Genomic DNA, 19,485 nt, shown 5'->3' with positions numbered 1-19,485 from the left:
GAATAGGCTAGAGGTACGGATCACGGGAGTTCGTGGCGGTAGGGCAGGCCCTCCATGTCGCCGACCACCTGCACGGCGCGGGCGCCGATCCAGTTGCCGCGGGCGACGGCGGCGGCTACGTTCAGGCCATCGAGCATGGCGCTGACGAAACCGGTGGCGAAGCCATCGCCGGCGCCGACGGTGTCGACCACCTCGGCCACGGCGACACCGGGTACCTCGCCTTCCGCCGTGGCGGTGCGCCAGTAGCCGCCTTGCGGCCCGAGCTTGATGGCTACCGCCTGGGCACCGCGGTCGAGGTAGAAGGCGGCGATGTCCGCCGGGCTGTCGTAGCCGGTCAGCAGCCGCCCCTCGGCCAGGCCGGGGAGGACCCAGTCGGCCAGGCCGGCGAGTTCATTGAGTTCGCGGCGCATCTGGTCTTCGCTGTCCCACAGCGAGGGGCGCAGATTGGGATCGAAGGAGATACTGCGTCCGGCGCCGCGCATGGCTTCCAGCAGATGGCGGCTGAAGGCCCTGACGCTGGGCGACAGCGCCGGCGGAATGCCGGTGGCGTGCAGATGGCGCGCCTGGAGCAGGCTGGCGTCGAAGTCTTCTTCGATGTTCAGATGACTGGCCGCCGAACCGCGGCGGAAATACTCCACCACCGGATCACTGCCATCGTTGGCGCGGGATTTGAGCTGAAAGCCGGTGGGATGTTTGGGATCGACTTTCAATCGACTGCAGTCCAGCCCCTCGGCTTCGAGACTGGCGCGCACGAAGCGACCGAAGGAGTCGTTGCCGACCCGCGATAGCCAGGCGACCTTGAAACCCAGGCGGGCGAGGCCGATCGCCACATTGTTGTCGGCACCGGCGATGCGCTTGCCGAACTGGCCGACGCTGGCGAGATCACCGGGGGTTTCGGCCACGAACATGGCCATGGTTTCGCCGAAGGCGAGGATGTCGAATTCAGCCATGGCGGCGCTCCTCGTAGGTAGGGGCGTCCAGGGTACGCAGGGCCGCCACCTGGCGCCGGGTCTCGGCCAGCAGATCGGTACCCAGCAGGGGAAACTCGATGGCGCGCCGCAGGCCCGCGGGGAAGTGCGCCAGCAGACCCTGCCAGGCCAGCAGATCGGCGGCCTCCGGCGGCACGGCGTGTAGCCCGCCCGCCCGCCGGCGCACCGCCTTGCAATGCAGGTAACGGACATCCGGGCCGAGCAGGCGAGCGGCTTGCAGCGGGTCCTCGTCCTGCCAGCGCCAGTTGCCGACGTCGAAGGTCAGCCCCACCGGTAGTCCGGCCGCGCGGGCTGCCTGAATGAAGGCGCGCAACGGCTCGACCCGGCCACCCTGGGCGGTCTGGTCGTTTTCCACCAATAGCTGCGGGCCACTGTCGTCCAGCCACTCGGCCAGGGCGCGCAGATCGATGGCAGGGCGATAGTGGCCGAGCGAGACCTTGAGGGTGTCGGCGCCCAGTTGGCGGGCTTCGGCCAGGGCCTGGGGCAGACGCGGCGACAGGCCGGCACCCGCTTCGGGCCAGAGTTCCAGCGGCACCGAATAGACGCAGCCGAGGTCCGCCGCCGCGATGGCGTCGCGCAGGGCTGCCAGATCGGGAGCGGCGTTGAACAGTTCCGCACGGATCTCCACATGGGTGGCGCACGCGGCGGCAATGAGGTCGAGCCAGGCGGCCTGGCCTTGGCTACGCACCGCATCGGCACCAAAGGCCGAGGTGGTGATGGCGATCTCCGGTGGCATTGTTGTTCTCCTGAAACCGGTTTCATCAAAAGACGAGCAAAAGGGCGAAAGGTGCCCCGGTTACGAGCAGTTACGGGCGCGAGTCGACTGACGGATACGCAACTCCGCGCTGAAGGTCTGTTGGGTCGGCGCACTACGGTCGCCGTCGATACGCTGTTGCAGTCGTTCGAAGGCGGCGACGCCCAGGGCGTGGGTGGGCTGGGCCAGGGCGCTGATGCCACCGCCGACCAGAGGGAACCAGTCCAGGTCATCCAGCGCCAGCAAGCCGATCCGCTCGAACAGGGGTTCGCCCAGGGCCTGCAGCGCCAGGGTGGTCGCCAGGGTCGCCACGCCATTGGCGGTGAGCACGGCCTTGGGGCCGGGTCCGGGGCTGGCCAGGAAGCCGGCGAGCGCGGCCTGGAGCGCCTGGGGATCGTCGGCCTCCGTGCAATGGGCGCCCTGGCAGCTGGGATGCTCGACCAGCAGGGCTTCGAACGCGGTCAGGCGCTGGACGCGGGAACTGGTGCCATTGAGGGGTTCGCTCACCAGCAGCAGATCGCGATAGCCCTGCTGCTGCAGATGCGCGACCCCCGAGGCGATGGCCTGGTAGTTGTCCAGCCCGACCAGATCGGCCTCGACCCCTGGCAACTCACGATCCAGCAAGACCAGGGGTAGCCGGCTGCCCAGTTGGCGCAAATCGGCGGCGTGCTGGCCGAAGGTGTTCACGATCAGGCCTTCGATGCTGTAGGACTGCAGCGCGGCCAGTTGCTGGCGTTCCTGGCGGGCGTCCTGGTCGGTGTTGCAGATCAGCAGCGAATAGCCCTGCTGGCGGCACGCCGTTTCCACGCCGTGCATCACCGCGGTGGAGTAGGGGTTGAGCAGGTCGGCCACCAGCATGCCGATCAACCGGCTACGACCGCGCTTTAGGCCGCGGGCCATCTGGTTGGGCTGGAAGTCGAGGGCGGTCACCGCTTGCTCGATACGGGCGGCGAGGGAGTCGGACAGCAGGCGGCGATCACCGCTGATATAGCGGGATACGCTGGCCTTGGACACGCCGGCGGCGGCGGCCACTTCGGCGATGGTCGCGCGGGAGGTGCGCAGACCGGGAAGAAAGACATCGTTCATGGCGTACCGCTGTTAGGATTTTGTAGGTGCCTGAAACCGGTTTCAGTAAATCTTTTCTGCCGCTGGCCGGCAAGCCGGTCTAAGGTGCGTGCCGACCAGTGGTCGCCGCAGGAGGTGCTTTGCCGCGGTCACGTGCTATGTCCGCTTTTGCCAGAGAGGTGCTGATGGACGCCATCGATAGTCTCGCCATACGCCTGGGGGAAGCCCTGCAGGCGGCCGGTGCCCAGGTCACCACCGCCGAATCCTGTACCGGGGGCGGCATCGCCGAGGCGATCACCCGCATCGCGGGTAGCTCGGCCTGGTTCGAGGCCGGTTTCGTCACCTATTCCAATCGGCAGAAGACGCTGCAGCTCGACGTCCCCGCGGCCCTGTTCGATCAGGTCGGGGCGGTCAGCGAAGAGGTGGTGGTCGCCATGGCGCGCGGTGCCCAACGCCGTGCCATGGCCCGCTTCGCGGTGGCGGTGAGCGGCATCGCCGGACCGGGTGGCGCGGTGCCTGGCAAGCCGGTAGGCACCGTCTGGCTGGCCTGGTTGGATGGCGAAAAACTGCGTACCGAACGGCAGGTTTTCGCCGGTGATCGGGCCGCCGTACGCCACCAGACCCAGGTCCGCGCCCTGCAGGGTGTTTTGGCGTTTCTGGACGAGGAAAAAGCCGCCCAGGTGTAGCAACCGGGTGGCGACTATGGTTTAATACTGTTCACTTATACAGGTATCCACGGCCGTCTGGCCCCTTCTTTCTCTGAGAGGAATCTAATGGACGACAACAAAAAGCGCGCCCTGGCCGCGGCCTTGGGACAGATCGAAAAGCAATTCGGCAAGGGCACCGTGATGCGCATGGGCGATCACGAGCGCCAGGCCATTCCGGCGATCTCCACCGGCTCCCTGGGGCTGGACATCGCGCTCGGCATCGGCGGCCTGCCCAAGGGCCGGATCGTCGAGATCTACGGTCCCGAATCCTCGGGTAAGACCACCCTGACCCTGTCGGTCATCGCCCAGGCCCAGAAGCAGGGCGCTACCTGCGCCTTCGTCGACGCCGAACACGCCCTGGACCCGGACTACGCCGGCAAGCTGGGCGTCAATGTCGACGACCTGCTGGTGTCCCAGCCGGACACCGGTGAACAGGCCCTGGAAATCACCGACATGCTGGTGCGCTCCAACGCGGTCGACGTCATCATCGTCGACTCCGTGGCCGCCCTGGTGCCCAAGGCCGAGATCGAAGGCGAGATGGGTGACATGCACGTGGGTCTGCAGGCGCGCCTGATGTCCCAGGCGCTGCGCAAGATCACCGGCAACATCAAGAACGCCAACTGCCTGGTGATCTTCATCAACCAGATCCGCATGAAGATCGGCGTGATGTTCGGCAACCCCGAAACCACCACTGGTGGTAACGCCCTGAAGTTCTACTCCTCGGTTCGCCTGGACATCCGTCGCATCGGCGCGGTGAAGGAAGGCGATGAGGTGATCGGTAGCGAAACCCGCGTCAAGGTGGTCAAGAACAAGGTGGCGCCGCCGTTCCGCCAGGCCGAGTTCCAGATCCTCTACGGCAAGGGTATCTACCTGAACGGCGAGATCATCGACCTGGGCGTACAGCTGGGCCTGATCGAGAAGTCCGGCGCCTGGTACAGCTACCAGGGCAGCAAGATCGGCCAGGGCAAGGGCAATGCCGCCAAGTTCCTGGAGGACAATCCCGAGGTCAAGGCTGCCGTGGACAAGGCTATCCGCGAGAAGCTGTTGAGCCAGCCGAGCAATCAGAAAGCCGAAGTGGCTGTCGAAGAAGACGCCGACGTCGACTTCTGATCGCGCACCCATGCTTGAGACGACCCCCGCCCCGTGCGGGGGTCTTCGCATAGGGAGTGCATAAGGGAGACCTATCTTGGGCAATCCACTGGATACCACCGCCGCCATCCGCCTGGCCGCCATGGACCTGCTGGCGCGGCGCGAGCACGGACGTGAGGAATTGTCGCGTAAGCTGCGTCGGCGCGGCGCCGAGGAGAGCCTGCTCGGCCCGGTGCTGGATCGCCTGGCCGAAGACGGCCTGCTCGATGAAAGCCGCTACCTGGACAGCTACATCGCCAGCCGCGCCCGGGCCGGCTATGGCCCCCTGCGTATCCGCGAAGAGCTGGGCCAGCGCGGTCTGAAGCGCGACCAGATAGAGGCCGCCTTGCGTGAGTCCGAGGTGGACTGGCAGGCGCAACTGGAAGAGGTCTGGCGCAAGAAGTTCGGTACACCACCAGCCGACGCCAAGGAACGCGCCAAGCAGGGCCGCTTCCTGGCCTATCGCGGCTATGCCATGGACGGGATCAATCGGGTGTTGAGTCGGCGGTAGTGTCGTGAAGCCGGGGGTGTTGGGCTTCGCTGCGCTCAACGCCAACCTACCGCGCTCGCCGTAGGTTGGGTTGAGACGGCTCCATCGTCGAAGCCCAACATCGCTCGGGCCGGCAAACCCTGTTGGGCTTCGCCGCGCTCAGCGCCAACCTACCGCGCTCGCCGTAGGTTGGGTTGAGACGGCTCCATCGTCGAAGCCCAACATCGCCCGGGCCGGCAAACCTTGTTGGGCTTCGCCGCGCTCAGCGCCAACCTACCGCGCTCGCCGTAGGTTGGGTTGAGACGGCTCTATCGTCGAAGCCCAACATCGCCCGGGCCGGCAAACCTTGTTGGGCTTCGCCGCGCTCAGCGCCAACCTACCGGGCGTACCTTTTCAGGTCACCCAATGCTCCGGCCGATTGAGCTCGTCCACCAGTTCGCGCAGGCGGCCATAGTGGCGGCCGTGGAAGTCGAAGGTGAGTCGGGTCAGATGCGCGAATTCCGCTTCGTCGGCCGTGCCTTCCCCCGGCTGCAACTGAGTGAAGCCGGGAGTTCGGCAGAGGTCGCCGAAGTCGGTGGCCAGGCGCTCCAGGCAGGCGGTTGTCAACGGATGCTTGAGGCGGACGTAGAAGCGTCGATCGCGCCAGCGGGTGGAGTGGTAGTTGCCATAGAAGTGTTCGATCTCGGCTGCCGCCGCTTCGGCCGAGCGGACCAGACGCACCAGCTTGAGATCGGCCGGCAGGATGTAGCCTTCCTCCAGCAGATTGCGCTGCAGGTAGGCGAGGGCATCGTCCCAGAAGTGGCCCTCGGGGGTGTCCAGCAGGACCAGCGGCACCAGCGGGCTCTTGCCGGTCTGGATCAGGGTGAGCACCTCGAAGGTCTCGTCCAGGGTGCCGAAGCCGCCCGGGCAGAGCACCAGGGCGTCCGCTTCCTTGAGAAAGAACAGCTTGCGCACATAGAAGAAGTGGAAGGACAGCAGGTGATCCGTGCCTTCGATGGTCGGATTCGCCCGCTGCTCGAAGGGCAGGGTGATGTTGAAGCCCAGGCTGGCTTCGGGTCCGGCGCCCTCGTGGGCCGCACCCATGATGCCGGCGCCGCCACCGGTGATCACCATCATGTCGCGTCGCGCCAGGGCCGCGCCCAGTTCGCGGGCGAGCCCATAGAGGGCATGGTCGATCCGGGTCCGCGCCGAGCCGAACACCGTGACCTTGCGCCGCCGTCGGAAACGTTCCAGGGTGCGGAAGGCCTGCTCCAGCTCCTTGAGCGTCTGCAGCATGATCTTGGCATCCCAGCGCGCCGGATTGGTCTGCGCCATGCGCACCACCGTCTCCAGCATCTCGCGGTAGAGCGCAAGGTTCGGGCTGCCCCCGGGTAGGGCGTGCTGCAGCAGTTCATCGATCCGCTGACCGAGATCGGCGGCGCTGGGCTCCACGTGACGGGCCAGATAGCTGTCGTCGTTGTCCTCGGTCATGGGGCGAAGGTTCTCTTACTGGCCCAGGCCGCAGTCGGCCGCCTGGAAGCGCTCGACCATGATCGGCTTGTTGGTTTGGTATTCGGTGAAGTCATAGACCAGGGTGGCGCCGCGGGCCAGGAGTTGGCGGTAGCCGTTGCTCTGGCAGACGCTCTCGGCGAGTTGCACCCGCACCGTGGCCGGATTCTCACGCATGCGCGCGGCATGGGCCGGACGAACGCTGAGGTGGTCGATCAACTGCTTGCCCTCCACGGTGTAGCCACGGTCGAGGATGTCTTCGTTGATGGCGCGGGGCGTACCCTGGCTGCTCTCGGCGGCCACCTTGCGCAGCATCTGGTTGAGCTCGTGTTCCTTGAGCGACTCGGCCGCCTGGACGGTGAAGGGCAGGGCGAGCGTCAGGACGAGCAAAGCAAAACGAGGCATCGTAATCTCCAGCGTAGAGGAGCCCGTTTCGACCGTGGTCACGGGCAGGGGTTCGCACAGCGTCTATGCAGGGTACCTCGCCTGGCCGCCGCGGGCATCCTGATCGCTCTGGTAAACTACGCTTTTGCCCACGAGCCCGGCATGATCTCCATCCCCGATATCCCCTTGCATGCCGTGGCTCGTCTGCGCCAGGAGCGCCTGGCGCGCAGCATCAAGCCTTTCATCGCGCGCGGTTCACGCATGGCGCGTTGTCCGCAGTGCCGGCTGGCGCCCAGTCATTGCCTCTGCGATCTGCGTCCACTCCGCCAGACCCATGCCGGAATGTGCCTGCTGATGCACGACGTGGAGCCGCTCAAGCCGAGCAATACCGGCTGGCTGATCGCCGACGTGGTGGCCGACACCCATGCCTTCGGTTGGAGTCGGACCTCCGTCGATCCGGCGCTGCCAGCCTTGTTGCAGCAGCCCGAGTGGCAGCCGCTACTGGTGTTTCCCGGCGAATACGCCGCGCCCGAACGGGTGGTGGAGAGCCTGCCCCTGGCGCCCGGCAAGCGTCCGCTGTTCGTGCTGCTGGATGCTACCTGGACCGAGGCGCGCAAGATGTTTCGCAAGAGTCCCTATCTGGACGGCCTGCCGGTGCTGAGTTTCCAGCCCAATGCCCTGTCCCGCTATCGGCTGCGGCGCTCCACCCGGGGCGAGCATCTCTGCACCGCCGAGGTGGCGGCTCTGTGCCTGGAACTGGCCGGCGAGGCGCCTGCCGGGCGACTGCTGGAAGCCTATCTGGACGTCTTCAGCGAGCGCTATCTGGATGCCAAGCACCATCTGCCGCTGGCGGCGGACAGTCCCGCCAGTCAGCAGTTGAAGACTCTGAGCTCTAGTTGACCGGCTTGGCTTCCACCGGCTGCTGCCGCGGCCAGAGCTGGGCGGCCAGCATGCCGGCGAACATCAGGGCGCAACCCAGATAGCCGCGACCGCTGAGCGACTCGCCCAGCAGCCAGGACCCGAAGAAGGCGGCGAATACCGCTTCCAGGGAAAAGATGACCGCCGCGTGCGAGGCGATGGCGCCGCGTTGGGCGAAGACCTGCAGGGTGTAGCCGATGCCGGCGGCGATCACCCCGCCATAGAGTAGCTCGGGCAGGGCCAGGCCGATCTGAGCCGATTGGATGGGTTCGAAGACCAGCGCCAGCAGCAGACTCAGAACGGTGCAGACCAGAAATTGCAGGATGGACAGCACCGTGGCGTCGTGGCGGCTGGAGTAGTGCCCCACCAAGAGTACGTGCACGCCCCAGGCCAGGGCGCCGGCCAGTTGCAGCAGATCGCCCGCGGCGATCTGGAAGTTGTCGCCGATACTGAGCAGTGCCATGCCGACCACCGCGAGGCAGGCGCCGACCCAGGTGCCGACATGGCTGCGCTGACCGAGCAGCAGCCCCAGCAGCGGTACCACGATGACGTACAAGCCAGTGATGAAGCCGGAGTTGGTCACGCTGGTGAACAGCAGGCCGACCTGTTGCAGATTGATACCCAGGGTCAGTACCAGGCCCATCAGCAGGCCACCCTTGAGCGTATCCCGGGTGAAGGGTTGCTGCCGTCCGCCCCGGCGCAGGAACAGCAGCAGCGGCACCAGGGTGAGGGCGCCCAGGGCGAATCTCAGGCCGGTGTAGAGGAAGGGGCCGATATGCTCCATGCCGCCGGTCTGGGCGATGAAGGCGCTGCCCCAGATGAGAGCGGTGAGCAGCATGAGCAGATCGGCACGGAGCGCGGCGCTGGGCATCGGGTATCTCTTGGCAAAAACCGCCACTGTGCCGTAATCGTTAAGCCTTTGCCTACCGTCCGCGGTCCGTTCGGCCTTGCCGCCGTCCACGGCGTTCGGCATGCTGGCGCCATCTTGAACGCAGCCGGCGCGCCAGGCGCCTGGTCTTCGCGACCCCTACTACAAGAAGGAAAGCTACACCATGGCGGCTGCCTATCAGATCCTGATCGCCGACGATCACCCGCTGTTCCGCAGCGCGCTGCAGCAGGCGCTCACCCTGGGCCTGGGCGCCCAGGCGCGGCTCACCGAAGTGGCCGACATCGCCGAACTCCAGGCCTGCCTGGCTGACCGTACCGATTGGGATCTGGTCTTGCTCGACCTGAACATGCCCGGTGCCTATGGCTTCTCCGGCCTGGTGCTGTTGCGCGGGCAGTATCCGCAGGTGCCGGTGGTGATGATCTCGGCCCAGGAAGAACCCGCCGTGGTGCAGCGCGCCCGGGAGTTCGGCGCCAGTGGCTTCATTCCCAAATCCAGCGATCTGAGCACCCTGCAGCAGGCGGTGAATCAGGTGCTGGATGGCGATACCTGGTGGCCACCGCAGGTCGAGGGCGCTGTCGCCCTCAGCGAAGAGGCCAAGGCCGCCAGCGCCGGCCTCGCCAGCCTCACGCCCCAGCAATTCCGGGTGCTCACCATGCTCTGCGAAGGGCTGTTGAACAAACAGATCGCCTTCGAGCTGAATGTCTCCGAAGCCACGGTGAAGGCCCATGCCACGGCCATCTTCCGTAAGCTGGGCGTCCGCACCCGGACCCAGGCGGCGCTGTTGCTGCAGCAACTGGAGAGTACCTCTAGCTAGACCGACGCTCTTTCGGCGGTTGCGCTCATACCAGGGCGGCCAAGCGGCGACCAAGCGCTGGATTTCACACTTTCTGTACCTGCCGTCGGCTAGACGCGGCGGCTCGACCCTGCTGATGGAGCTCTCGGTGATTTCTCCCTACAAAGGCAAGACCGGTCTACGCCGGGTCATCAACGCGACGGGCTATTCCCTCGCTGGCTTGCGCACGGCCTTCCGCCAGGAAGCGGCGTTTCGTTCCCTGGTGGCACTCAATGTGGTGTTGCTGCCTATCGCCTTCTGGCTGGAGGTGAGCCGCGGCGAGCGGGCCCTGCTGGTGGCGGTCTGTCTGCTGTCGCTGGTGGTCGAGCTGTTCAACGCCGCCATCGAGGCGGTGGTCGACCGCATTTCCCTGGACTGGCACGAACTGTCGAAGAACGCCAAGGATCTTGGCAGTGCCGCGCAGTTCGTGGCCATGTTCATCATCGCCGCGGTCTGGGGAATCGTCCTGCTCGGCTGAGCAGGACGGCAGCGGTCAGACGGTTGCCCCGAGCGTGGCCCCAGCGGCGGTCTGATCGGTCGCCAGTCCCTGTTCCAATACGCTGGGTTGCGCGGAATGGATGACCTTGTGGATGAAATGCAGCTTGGCGATCACCGGCGCCGGTAGCGCGAAGGGATAAAAATCCGGTTGCCCCATGCTGCGCGACAGCTCGTTGAGCATGGCCGCCAGTTCGATCCAGGCGTTGGCGAACCCGAGGAATTCATCGTCGCTGCGGTCTTCGGCCTCGTACAGCGCCTCGCGGGTGAACGGCTGGAAATCCAGCTGCGTGGTGGTGGCGTTCATGCCGAGATTGGCAGCGGTGGCCAGGGTATCCATCATGTGCAGATAGTGGGCCCAGGTCTCCGCCCAGTCCTCCCAGGGGTGCATGGTGGCGTAGGCGCTGACGTACTGGCTTTCCCAATCCGCCGGTGCGCCCTGCTCGTAGTGCCGCTGGAGGGCTTCGCCATAATCGGCGCGCTCGTCGCCGAACAGGGCGCGGAAGGGTTCTTCCCAATCGGTCCCCGCGACCAGGCGATCGAAGTAGTAATGACCGACCTCATGACGGAAGTGGCCGAGCAGGGTGCGATAGGGCTCGTGCATGTCGGCGCGCACCTTTTCCCGGTGGGCGTCGTCCGCTTCTAGGATGTTCAGCGTAATGAGGCCGTTGGCGTGACCGGTGGTCGGCGTGCCGGTGGCATCGGGCGCGAGAAAGTCGAAGGCGAGCCCACGTTCGGCATCCACGCTCTGCGGGATCACCTGCAGGCCCAGGCCCAGCAACTGGGCGACCAGTTGGCGTTTGGCCAACTCCAGCTTGCGCCAGCGCTCGCCATTACCCTCGAAGGACAGATCCGGGATGGTGTGGTTGAGTTGGCAGGCCAGGCAGAATTCACTGGTGGCCTCGGCCGGTACCAGCCAGTTGCAAGCCGCCGGGGTATCCAGGTTGGCGCAGCGCCGGTAGAGGCTGCTCGAGGTCTCCGGCAATTGCCAGAGGCCGTCGTCGACGGGCTGCAGGGCGGTCGGCGTGCCCTGATCCGGGGCATAGCCCAGGGCATTGCCACAGGCCAGGCATTCGCTGTTGGGAAAGAAGATGGACTGGCCGCAGGTGCAGTTGGCGACCTTGCGTTGGACGGGCAGAGCCCGTAGGGCGTTGCGCTGCAAACGGTTCGAACTGTAGCTTCCAAGAAAATTGCGCATGAGAGATACCTGGCGAGGACGACCGACGACCAGCGAAACGCTGGCATCGTGCTAGCGATTTAGTAGAGTGGCTGGCGCTTGGAGTTCCGGGTTGTTCGTCGCCTGACCCGCGCGTTAGGCCCTTTGCGGCCCTGCCTGGATTCCGGGGCACGAGATTTGCTCTTAACTTCCGCATAACCGGTGAACGGAGTCTCCCTGTGTCCATCCATGTCGCCCTGCAGCACGTCAGCCATTACGCCTATGATCGCCCGGTGGAACTGGGCCCGCAGATCGTCCGCCTGCGCCCGGCGCCCCATAGCCGGACCCGGATCCTTTCCTATGCCTTGCGGGTGCAGCCGGAAGGGCATTTCATCAATTGGCAGCAGGACCCTCAGGGTAATTACCTGGCCCGTCTGGTGTTCCCAGAGTCTACCCGTGAGTTCCGCGTGGAAGTCGACCTGGTCGCCGAGATGGCGGTGTTCAATCCCTTCGATTTTTTCCTGGAGCCCTACGCCGAGCGCTTTCCCTTCGCCTATGCCGAAGAAGAACGCCGCGAGCTGAGCGCCTTCCGCGAATGCCTGCCGGCCACCCCGGCATTCGCGCGCTACCTGGCCGAGATCTCCCGCGAACCGGTGCCGACCCTGGATTTCCTGGTCGCCCTCAACCAGCGCCTCAGCCACGACGTGGCCTATCTGATCCGCCTCGAACCCGGGGTGCAGACGCCCGAGGAAACCCTGGACAAGGCCTCGGGCTCTTGCCGCGACAGCGCCTGGCTGCTGGTGCAGCTGCTGCGCCACCTGGGCCTCGCGGCCCGCTTCGTCTCCGGCTACCTGATCCAGTTGACGGCCGACCAGAAGGCCTTGGACGGCCCCTCGGGGACCGCCGTGGACTTCACCGACCTGCACGCCTGGTGTGAGGTCTATCTGCCCGGCGCGGGCTGGATCGGCCTGGACCCCACCAGTGGACTGCTGGCGGGCGAAGGGCATATCCCGCTGGCTTGCAGCCCTGAACCGGCCTCGGCGGCGCCGATCTCCGGGCTGGTCAGCGAGAGCGAATGCACCTTCGAGCACCACATGGCGGTGGAACGCCTGTGGGAAGCGCCGCGGGTGACGCGGCCCTATGCCGAGCACCAGTGGCGGGACATCCTCGCCCTCGGCCAGCGGGTGGACAGCGACCTGCTGGTGCAGGACGTACGCCTGACCCTGGGCGGCGAGCCCACCTTCGTCGCCCTCGACTATCCCGACGACGAGGAGTGGAGCACCGCCGCCCTGGTGCCGAACAAGCGCCGTCTGGCCACCAAGTTGTTCCAGCGCCTGCGCGAGCACTATGCGCCCAAGGGCCTGGTGCATTTCGGCCAGGGCAAGTGGTATCCCGGCGAGCAGCTGCCGCGCTGGTCGCTCAACTGTTTCTGGCGGGCCGACGGCCAGCCGCTGTGGCGCGATGCGGCGCTGCTCGCCGACGAACGCCTCGACTACGGCGCCGATGCCGAGCTGGCCGAGCGTTTCGTGCGCGGCGTGGCGCAGCGCCTGGGGGTGGCCGACGAGCACCGCTTCCCGGCCTTCGAAGACTGGCTCTACTACCTCTGGCGCGAGCAGCGCCTGCCGATCAACGTCGACGCCAGCGATGCGCGGCTGAGCGATCCGCTGGAGCGCGAGCGTCTGCGCCGGGTGTTCGCCCAGGGCCTGGATCAGGTGGTGGGCTACGTGCTGCCGCTGGCCCGTACCGCGGCCGAGGACGGCTGGCGCAGCGGGCCCTGGTTCCTGCGCGAGGAACAGTGCCGACTGGTGCCCGGTGATTCGCCGCTGGGCTATCGCCTACCGCTGGATTCCCAGCCCTGGGTGCGCGAAGAAGACTATCCCTACCTGCATCCGACCGATCCCAACCAGCCGCTGGCGCCCTTGCCCGATCCCATCCGTCTGCAGGAGCGCTGGCGTCAGCCGCGGCCAGTGCGGGAAGCCGCCCAGACCGCCCCGGAGGCCTTCACCTCGGCCGCCGACATCGTCCGCACCGCCTTCTGCGCCGAACCGCGCGAGGGCCGGCTGTACCTGTTCATGCCACCCCTGGCGCGGCTGGAGGATTACCTGGAGCTGGTCGCCGCCATCGAGGACACCGCCGCGTCCCTGGGCTGCCCGGTGGTGCTCGAAGGCTACGAACCGCCACGCGATGCCCGGCTGATCAATTTCCGGGTGACCCCCGATCCCGGTGTCATCGAGGTCAACATCCATCCGGTGGCGAGTTGGGATGCCCTGGTCGAGCAGACCGAATTCCTCTACGAGGCCGCGCGCCTGTCGCGCCTGACCAGCGAGAAGTTCCTGATCGATGGCCGCCACACCGGCACCGGCGGCGGCAGCCATTGCGTGCTCGGCGGAGCGACGCCGGCCGATTCGCCGTTCCTGCGCCGTCCCGATCTCCTGCGCAGCCTGATCAGCTACTGGCACAACCATCCCTCGCTGTCCTACCTGTTCGCCGGCCTGTTCATCGGTCCGACTTCCCAGGCGCCGCGGGTCGACGAGGCGCGTAACGACGCCCTCTATGAACTGGAGCTGGCCTTCGCCCAATTCCCGGCGCCGGGAACGGACTGCCCGCCCTGGTTGGTCGACCGTCTGCTGCGCAACCTGCTGGTGGACGTGACCGGCAACACCCACCGCGCCGAATTCTGCATCGACAAACTCTATTCGCCCGACAGCGCCAGTGGTCGCCTCGGCCTGCTGGAGTTGCGTGCCTTCGAGATGCCGCCCCATGGCCGCCTGCAACTGGTGCAGCAACTGCTGCTGCGCGCCCTGGTGGCGCGCTTCTGGCGGGAGCCCTATGCCCCCGAGCGGCTGGCGCGCTGGGGTACCGAATTGCACGACCGTTACCTGCTGCCGCATTTCATCCAGGAAGACTTCCAGGACGTGCTCGCCGAGCTCGGCGAGGCCGGCTATGCCTTCGATCCCGCCTGGTTCGCCGCGCACTTCGAATTCCGCTTTCCCAAGTACGGCGATTTCGCGGTCAAGGGCATCGAGCTGGAACTGCGCCAGGCGCTGGAGCCCTGGCACGTGCTGGGCGAGGAGGGCGCCATCGGCGGGACGGTGCGCTACGTCGACTCCTCCCTGGAGCGGGTGCAGGTGAAGGTCACGGGCCTGGCGCCCGATCGCTATGCCTTGCTCTGCAACGGCGCCCGGGTACCGCTGCGGCCGACCGGCCGGGTCGGGGAATACGTCGGCGCGGTGCGCTTCCGCGCCTGGCAGCCAGCATCGGCGCTGCAACCCAATCTGGGGGTGGATGCACCCCTGGTGTTCGATCTGCTGGACACCTGGATGCAGCGCTCCCTGGGCGGTTGCCAGTATCATGTGGCCCATCCCGGTGGTCGCAACTACGCTACGCTACCGGTCAACGCCTACGAGGCGGAAAGCCGACGCCTGGCGCGGTTCTTCCGTTTCGGGCACACCCCGGGACGCCAGGTGCCGCTGCCCCTCGACAGCAGTCTGGAAACGCCCTTCACCCTGGATCTGCGTCAGACCCACGTCAGCCGACCGCACTAGACATGCACCCAACCCCCCCACGTGCCGCCCTCGAGGCGGCCGGCAGCTTCAACGAACTCTGGGACCCCCGCGGTGGCGTGCGTCCGACCTGGCGGCGCTTCTACGGGCACCTGGCCGGTCTGCGCCCGGCGCAGCTCGACCAGCGCCAGGCGCTGATCGCCCGGCAGATCCAGGAAAACGGCGTGACCTACAATGTCTACGCCGATCCCAAGGGCAGCGATCGACCCTGGGCCCTGGACCTGCTGCCGCAGCTGATCTCGGCGGAGGAGTGGGCGCCGCTGGCCGCCGGGGTGGCGCAACGGGCCAGGGTGTTGAACCGGGTGTTGGGCGATCTCTACGGCGAGCAGCGCCTGCTGCGCGAGGGCTTGCTGCCGCCCGAACTGGTGTTCGGCCATAACAACTTCCTCTGGGCCTGCCAGGGCCTGCGACCGCCTGGCGATACCTGGCTGCACGTCTACGCGGTAGACCTGGCGCGGGCACCGGATGGCCGCTGGTGGGTGCTGGCGGACCGGACCCAGGCGCCGTCCGGCGCCGGCTACGCCCTGGAGAACCGGCATATCGTGGCGCGGGCCTTTCCCGAGTTGCACCGCGACCTGCAGGTGCAGTCGCTGAACGGTTATTTCCAGGCCTTGCAACGCACCCTTAGCGCCGGACTGGATACCGGCGACGAGGCGCCCCTGGCGGTGCTGCTCACCCCGGGCCGCTACAACGAGACCTATTTCGAGCACCTCTACCAGGCGCGGCAACTGGGCTTTCCCCTGGTGGAAGGCCAGGATCTCACGGTGCGCAACGCCTGCCTCTACCTGAAGACCCTGAGCGGCCTGAGACGCGTCCATGCGGTGTTCCGCCGGCTGGACGACGACTTCTGCGATCCCCTGGAGCTGCGCACCGACTCGGCCCTGGGTGTGCCCGGCCTGCTGGAGGCGGTGCGCCAGGGCAACGTCATCATGGCCAACGCCCTGGGTAGCGGTCTGCTGGAGTCGCCCGGACTGCTGGGCTTTCTGCCGGGGGTGTGCCAGGCGCTGCTGGGTGAGTCCCTGGCGCTGCCCGCCGTCGCCACCTGGTGGTGCGGCGAGACGCCGGTACGGGAGGAGGCCCTGGCGCGGCTGGGCGAACTGGTGATCAAGCCAGCCTATCCCTCCCAGCGCTTCGAACCGGTGTTCGGCAAGGCACTGGATGCCGCGGAGCGTGCCGCTCTGCGCGAGCGCATCGAGGCGCGGCCCCATGCCTATGTCGCCCAGGAGCGCATCCAGCTCTCCCGGGCGCCGGTCTGGCAGGGCGGCAGCCTGCAGTCGCGGGCCATCGGCATGCGCGTCTATGCGGTGGCCAGCGAAGGCGGCTACTGGGTGATGCCCGGTGGCCTGACCCGGGTCGCCCACGAGGGCGCCGAGGTGGTCTCCATGCAGCGCGGCGGTTCGAGCAAGGACACCTGGGTACTGGGTGGCGGGCGCAGCGCGACCGAGGTGCCGAGCGCCCGGGTCCTGGGCGTGCGCGATCTGGTGCGCAAGGATCCCTTCCTGCCCTCGCGTACTGCCGAAAATCTGTTCTGGTACGGTCGCTACAGCGAGCGCTGCGAGGACGCCGCGCGCCTCTTGCGCATCGTGCTCAGCCGCTACCTGGATGCCGACGACCAGGGCCCGGCGGTGCAGGCCGCCATCGAACTGGCCATGGCTCTGGAACTGCTGCCGGAAGAGGGCACCCTCGCCGAACAGCTGCACGCGGCCCTCGGCCCCGGCGAATTCCCCAGTGGCCTGGGCGCCAACCTGCAACGCCTGCACTGGGCTGCGGCCCAGGTCCGTGGGCGGCTGTCCCCGGAGAATTGGCGCGCCATCCGCGAGGTGGAGCGCGAGGCCCGCGGTCTGGGCCAGGTGGGCAGCGAGTCGGGCGAGGCACTGCAAAGCCTCAACCGCCTGGTCATGGCCTTGGCGGCGGTGGCCGGCTTCACCTTCGACGATATGACCCACGACGAGAGCTGGCGCTTCCTGATGATCGGCCGGCGCATCGAGCGGGTGCAATTCCTCGCCGGCAGCGTGGCGCACTTCCTCGAAGGCGGGGCCACCTGGGACGCGGCCGGGCTGGAATGGCTGCTGGAGCTGGGTAACAGCATCATCACCTATCGCTCCCGCTACCAGGCGGCGCCCCAACTGATCCCGGTGCTGGACCTGCTGATGCTGCACGAGCACAACCCCTATTCGATCCGCTTCCAGCTGCATGCGCTGATCAACGCCGTGGAGCACCTGGAGCGCTACCACGGCCTGCCACGTGAGCCCGCGTTGAACGATGCCTATGATCGCCTGCGCCGCTTCGACCTCGGCACCCTGGAAAGCACCCTGTTCGGCGATGTCGGCCGGCTTGAGGTGCAGCAGGGCCTGGCACGGCTGTTGCGGCAGATCGCCGATGCCAGCGGCCAACTGTCCGAGCGGGTCATCTATCGCTGCTTCGCCCATGTCGACGCCGTGAGCCAACGAACGGTATCCATGTGATGAATCAGGTTCGCTATCGCATCCAGCACGACACCCATTACCGCTACGAGGCCCCGGTGTCGCTGTCGCAGCAATTGCTGCACCTGTTGCCGCGCGACTGCGCCTGGCAACGTTGCCTGTCCCGACAGTTGGCCATCCTACCGGCGCCGACCCAGCGTCAGGACGCCACCGATGCCTTCGGCAATCCCCTGACGCGACTGGCCTTCGAGCGGCCGCACGACGAGCTCTACGTGGGCACCGACCTGGAGGTGGAGGTGGATTCCCGCGCCGGGCTGCGGCTGGAGGACTCGCCCGCTTGGGAACAGGTGCGCGCCGGCCTGCGCTATCCGGCTGCCACCGTGGCCCTGGACGTCCACCACTTCCGCTTCGAGTCGCCGGCGGTGCCCATCGACCGGACCTTCGCCCGCTTCGCCGCGGACTGCTTCCCCGCGGGCCGGCCGCTGCTGCTGGGCTGCCGGGCGCTGATGGAAAAGATCCACCGCGAATTCCGCTTCGATGCCACCGCCACCCAGGTGGCGACACCGCTGCGCGAGGTGCTGGAACACCGCCATGGCGTCTGCCAGGACTTCGCCCATTTGATGCTGGCCTGCCTGCGCGGCCTGGGGCTGGTGGCCCGCTATGTCAGCGGCTATTTGCTCACTCGGCCGCCGCCCGGCAAGCCGCGGCTGATCGGCGCCGATGCCTCCCACGCCTGGGTCAGCGTACATTGCCCGGTACTCGGCTGGGTCGACTTCGATCCCACCAACGACGTCCTGCCGGATCTGGAGCACATCACCCTGGCCTGGGGCCGCGATTTCACCGATGTCTCGCCCCTGCGCGGCGTGATCCTCGGCGGCGGCAGCCATGATCCGGCGGTAGAGGTGACGGTGACGCCCCTTTAGCCCCGGCTGTCTGGCCGGCGCTCAGCGGCAGACCTGTACCCGGACCTTGCCATCGGTAATGACCGGTACCAGTTCGGCCGGTGGCGCTGCCTCGGTGACCAGCAGCGACACGTCACGCAGATTGCCCAATTCGACCAGGCCGCTGCGGCCGAACTTGAAGCTGTCGACCGCCAGCAGCACCGTCCGCGCCAGGGCGATGGCGGTCCGCGCCAGGGCCACTTCCTGGTGATCGTCGTCGGCCAGGCGGCCATCCATCTCGATGCCGCTGACCGAGATCAGCGCCAGGTCGAAGCGAAAGCGCCGCAGGAAGTCCGTCGCGCCTTCGCCGAAGACGCTGCCGTCGGCGTTGCGCACGAAGCCGCCCGGCACGGCGATGGTGAAATCCGTGCGTTCCGCCAGCAACGAGGCCGCCCGCAGGTTGCAGGTCACCACCTTCAGGCCCGAGCGCTGCACCAGGACGTCGGCGATGGCCTCGCAGGTCGTGCCGCAATCCAAGTACACCGAGGCTCCGTCTGGAATCAGGGTCACCACTTCCTGCGCGATCCGGCGCTTGGCCTCCACCCGCTCGATCCGGCGTTGCCGATAGGTGACGACATCGATACCCAGCGCCAGGGCGACACCCCCATGATGCCGGGTCACCCGACCCAGGGCGGCGAGATCGGCGATGTCACGCCGGGCGGTCTGGGTGGTGATCTGGAAGCGCTCCGCGATCTGCTCGACGGAGAGGTAGGCGGTCGCTTCGAGAAGCTGCAGCAACGCCTGCTGACGCCGCCCTTTCTTGCCCAGCTCGGGCTGCTCGGACTGAGAGGAGAGAGGGGATGGCGAACTCATGATCGACCTCGGGAGAGCGGGGATGTGATCCAGCGGGATGGGGTTGGAGAGTAACAGTGTTGGGATGACTGTGATCGTTCCTGTCGCTCTTGGAGGCAAAGGTAGAGGTTTTTATCCAGAAACGACAATTGATCAAAAATGACTGGAAAGACCTGGCTAAAATTTTTTAAAAACAACATTAGTACTGTCATAAATATTAGAAAAAATACTTTCTTCCAGTGGTTGCTCTACTTATCTCTGCCAGCCATTCCAATCGGGAGAAACACCATGCGTTGCTTCGGAATCTTGCGTCGTACCACTCTGTCCCTGGCCCTGCTGACCTTTGCTGGCTCTGCCCTGGCCGAAACCATCACGGTGTACACCGCCTACGAGGAGGACGAGGCCGCGGCCTTCCTGGCCGAGGCGAAGAAGGCCATGCCGGATCTGGATATCCAGATGCTGCGGCTGTCC

At 66.7% G+C, this 19,485-nt stretch carries 18 protein-coding genes; 10 read left to right on the top strand and 8 right to left on the bottom strand.

Annotated elements, in window-relative coordinates; all coding sequences use genetic code 11:
* Nucleotides 1-20: 20 nt before the first annotated feature.
* The 3 genes from FAZ11_RS21315 to FAZ11_RS21305 are packed head-to-tail and all read right to left on the bottom strand — an operon-like array spanning nucleotide 21 to nucleotide 2,829.
* Entirely contained in the window at nucleotides 21-950 is a 930-nt protein-coding gene (locus tag FAZ11_RS21315) for a sugar kinase (protein ID WP_058772485.1), read from the bottom strand.
* Nucleotides 943-1,725: a sugar phosphate isomerase/epimerase family protein gene (locus FAZ11_RS21310; protein WP_058772484.1), complete on the bottom strand. Its 783-nt coding sequence runs from the start codon at nucleotides 1,723-1,725 to the stop codon at nucleotides 943-945. The genes FAZ11_RS21315 and FAZ11_RS21310 overlap by 8 nt, the downstream gene beginning before the upstream one ends.
* A gap of 60 nt (nucleotides 1,726-1,785) precedes the next feature.
* A complete protein-coding gene (locus FAZ11_RS21305; RefSeq protein WP_058772483.1) occupies nucleotides 1,786-2,829 on the bottom strand; it encodes a LacI family DNA-binding transcriptional regulator in 1,044 nt (347 codons plus the stop codon).
* 164 nt (nucleotides 2,830-2,993) lie between these two features.
* Between FAZ11_RS21305 and FAZ11_RS21300 the strand changes: the two genes are divergently transcribed.
* From FAZ11_RS21300 to recX, 3 genes are all read left to right on the top strand, one after another.
* Complete coding sequence (locus FAZ11_RS21300) at nucleotides 2,994-3,494, top strand: CinA family protein (RefSeq protein WP_058772509.1); 501 nt, start codon at nucleotides 2,994-2,996, stop codon at nucleotides 3,492-3,494.
* A gap of 87 nt (nucleotides 3,495-3,581) precedes the next feature.
* Nucleotides 3,582-4,625 carry a recombinase RecA gene (gene recA / locus FAZ11_RS21295; RefSeq protein WP_058772482.1) on the top strand — a complete coding sequence of 348 codons (1,044 nt, stop codon included), beginning with the start codon at nucleotides 3,582-3,584 and terminating at the stop codon, nucleotides 4,623-4,625.
* Between the two features lie 76 nt (nucleotides 4,626-4,701).
* Nucleotides 4,702-5,154, top strand: coding sequence for a recombination regulator RecX (recX, locus tag FAZ11_RS21290; protein ID WP_074529546.1), 453 nt, complete (start codon nucleotides 4,702-4,704; stop codon nucleotides 5,152-5,154).
* A gap of 372 nt (nucleotides 5,155-5,526) precedes the next feature.
* Here the strand turns inward: recX and FAZ11_RS21285 are convergent, their stop codons facing one another.
* Together FAZ11_RS21285 and FAZ11_RS21280 are read right to left on the bottom strand one after the other, a co-directional pair.
* Entirely contained in the window at nucleotides 5,527-6,603 is a 1,077-nt protein-coding gene (locus tag FAZ11_RS21285) for an LOG family protein (RefSeq protein WP_058772481.1), read from the bottom strand.
* A gap of 15 nt (nucleotides 6,604-6,618) precedes the next feature.
* Entirely contained in the window at nucleotides 6,619-7,026 is a 408-nt protein-coding gene (locus tag FAZ11_RS21280; protein ID WP_058762019.1) for a quorum-sensing-regulated virulence factor family protein, read from the bottom strand.
* A 141-nt stretch (nucleotides 7,027-7,167) separates the two neighbouring features.
* Here FAZ11_RS21280 and FAZ11_RS21275 point away from each other — a divergent pair, with 141 nt between their 5' ends.
* Nucleotides 7,168-7,905, top strand: a complete 738-nt coding sequence (locus tag FAZ11_RS21275; protein WP_058772480.1) for a tRNA-uridine aminocarboxypropyltransferase — start codon at nucleotides 7,168-7,170, stop codon at nucleotides 7,903-7,905.
* Here the strand turns inward: FAZ11_RS21275 and FAZ11_RS21270 are convergent.
* On the bottom strand, nucleotides 7,898-8,794 hold the full coding sequence (locus FAZ11_RS21270) for a DMT family transporter (protein ID WP_058762021.1): 897 nt from the start codon (nucleotides 8,792-8,794) through the stop codon (nucleotides 7,898-7,900). The two genes, FAZ11_RS21275 and FAZ11_RS21270, sit on opposite strands and share 8 nt — an antisense overlap.
* Before the next feature lie 181 nt (nucleotides 8,795-8,975).
* Here FAZ11_RS21270 and erdR point away from each other — a divergent pair, with 181 nt between their 5' ends.
* The gene (erdR, locus tag FAZ11_RS21265; protein WP_058762022.1) at nucleotides 8,976-9,626 is read left to right on the top strand and encodes a response regulator transcription factor ErdR; all 651 of its coding nucleotides are present in this window, start codon (nucleotides 8,976-8,978) and stop codon (nucleotides 9,624-9,626) included.
* A 115-nt stretch (nucleotides 9,627-9,741) separates the two neighbouring features.
* On the top strand, nucleotides 9,742-10,122 hold the full coding sequence (locus tag FAZ11_RS21260; protein ID WP_193557184.1) for a diacylglycerol kinase: 381 nt from the start codon (nucleotides 9,742-9,744) through the stop codon (nucleotides 10,120-10,122).
* A 15-nt stretch (nucleotides 10,123-10,137) separates the two neighbouring features.
* Here the strand turns inward: FAZ11_RS21260 and FAZ11_RS21255 are convergent, their stop codons facing one another.
* Nucleotides 10,138-11,337: a zinc-binding metallopeptidase family protein gene (locus tag FAZ11_RS21255; protein ID WP_058762023.1), complete on the bottom strand. Its 1,200-nt coding sequence runs from the start codon at nucleotides 11,335-11,337 to the stop codon at nucleotides 10,138-10,140.
* Nucleotides 11,338-11,534: 197 nt separating this feature from the next.
* On the opposite strand from FAZ11_RS21255, the gene FAZ11_RS21250 reads away from it, so the two are divergent.
* Genes FAZ11_RS21250 through FAZ11_RS21240 form a run of 3 tightly spaced genes read left to right on the top strand, consistent with a single transcriptional unit; the run spans nucleotide 11,535 to nucleotide 18,204 of the window.
* Nucleotides 11,535-14,840, top strand: coding sequence for a transglutaminase family protein (locus FAZ11_RS21250; protein ID WP_137279587.1), 3,306 nt, complete (start codon nucleotides 11,535-11,537; stop codon nucleotides 14,838-14,840).
* Nucleotides 14,841-14,842: 2 nt separating this feature from the next.
* The gene (locus FAZ11_RS21245; RefSeq protein ID WP_058772479.1) at nucleotides 14,843-17,323 is read left to right on the top strand and encodes a circularly permuted type 2 ATP-grasp protein; all 2,481 of its coding nucleotides are present in this window, start codon (nucleotides 14,843-14,845) and stop codon (nucleotides 17,321-17,323) included.
* A complete protein-coding gene (locus tag FAZ11_RS21240) occupies nucleotides 17,323-18,204 on the top strand; it encodes a transglutaminase family protein (protein WP_137279588.1) in 882 nt (293 codons plus the stop codon). The genes FAZ11_RS21245 and FAZ11_RS21240 overlap by 1 nt, the downstream gene beginning before the upstream one ends.
* A 21-nt stretch (nucleotides 18,205-18,225) precedes the next feature.
* Here the strand turns inward: FAZ11_RS21240 and FAZ11_RS21235 are convergent, their stop codons facing one another.
* Complete coding sequence (locus tag FAZ11_RS21235) at nucleotides 18,226-19,035, bottom strand: DeoR/GlpR family DNA-binding transcription regulator (RefSeq protein ID WP_137279589.1); 810 nt, start codon at nucleotides 19,033-19,035, stop codon at nucleotides 18,226-18,228.
* 267 nt (nucleotides 19,036-19,302) lie between these two features.
* On the opposite strand from FAZ11_RS21235, the gene FAZ11_RS21230 reads away from it, so the two are divergent.
* Nucleotides 19,303-19,485: hypothetical protein (locus FAZ11_RS21230; RefSeq protein WP_241667492.1), on the top strand; the 183-nt coding region annotated here is incomplete at its 3' end.

Source organism: Pseudomonas rhizoryzae, assembly GCF_005250615.1.
Taxonomy (GTDB): Bacteria; Pseudomonadota; Gammaproteobacteria; order Pseudomonadales; family Pseudomonadaceae; genus Chryseomonas; species Chryseomonas rhizoryzae.
The sequence above is the reverse complement of the archived record's forward strand: the minus strand, read 5'-3'. Positions and strand labels throughout refer to the sequence as shown.

What these genes read in the sequence shown, in the direction of transcription:
- FAZ11_RS21315 (WP_058772485.1), bottom strand. Translation starts at nt 950, where the DNA reads ATGGCTGAATTCGACATCCTCGCCTTCGGCGAAACCATGGCCATGTTC.
- FAZ11_RS21270 (WP_058762021.1), bottom strand. Translation starts at nt 8,794, where the DNA reads ATGCCCAGCGCCGCGCTCCGTGCCGATCTGCTCATGCTGCTCACCGCT.
- FAZ11_RS21240 (WP_137279588.1), top strand. Translation starts at nt 17,323, where the DNA reads ATGAATCAGGTTCGCTATCGCATCCAGCACGACACCCATTACCGCTAC.
- FAZ11_RS21280 (WP_058762019.1), bottom strand. Translation starts at nt 7,026, where the DNA reads ATGCCTCGTTTTGCTTTGCTCGTCCTGACGCTCGCCCTGCCCTTCACC.
- FAZ11_RS21260 (WP_193557184.1), top strand. Translation starts at nt 9,742, where the DNA reads ATGGAGCTCTCGGTGATTTCTCCCTACAAAGGCAAGACCGGTCTACGC.
- FAZ11_RS21275 (WP_058772480.1), top strand. Translation starts at nt 7,168, where the DNA reads ATGATCTCCATCCCCGATATCCCCTTGCATGCCGTGGCTCGTCTGCGC.
- FAZ11_RS21255 (WP_058762023.1), bottom strand. Translation starts at nt 11,337, where the DNA reads ATGCGCAATTTTCTTGGAAGCTACAGTTCGAACCGTTTGCAGCGCAAC.
- FAZ11_RS21235 (WP_137279589.1), bottom strand. Translation starts at nt 19,035, where the DNA reads ATGAGTTCGCCATCCCCTCTCTCCTCTCAGTCCGAGCAGCCCGAGCTG.
- FAZ11_RS21300 (WP_058772509.1), top strand. Translation starts at nt 2,994, where the DNA reads ATGGACGCCATCGATAGTCTCGCCATACGCCTGGGGGAAGCCCTGCAG.
- recA (WP_058772482.1), top strand. Translation starts at nt 3,582, where the DNA reads ATGGACGACAACAAAAAGCGCGCCCTGGCCGCGGCCTTGGGACAGATC.
- FAZ11_RS21245 (WP_058772479.1), top strand. Translation starts at nt 14,843, where the DNA reads ATGCACCCAACCCCCCCACGTGCCGCCCTCGAGGCGGCCGGCAGCTTC.
- FAZ11_RS21305 (WP_058772483.1), bottom strand. Translation starts at nt 2,829, where the DNA reads ATGAACGATGTCTTTCTTCCCGGTCTGCGCACCTCCCGCGCGACCATC.
- FAZ11_RS21310 (WP_058772484.1), bottom strand. Translation starts at nt 1,725, where the DNA reads ATGCCACCGGAGATCGCCATCACCACCTCGGCCTTTGGTGCCGATGCG.
- FAZ11_RS21285 (WP_058772481.1), bottom strand. Translation starts at nt 6,603, where the DNA reads ATGACCGAGGACAACGACGACAGCTATCTGGCCCGTCACGTGGAGCCC.
- erdR (WP_058762022.1), top strand. Translation starts at nt 8,976, where the DNA reads ATGGCGGCTGCCTATCAGATCCTGATCGCCGACGATCACCCGCTGTTC.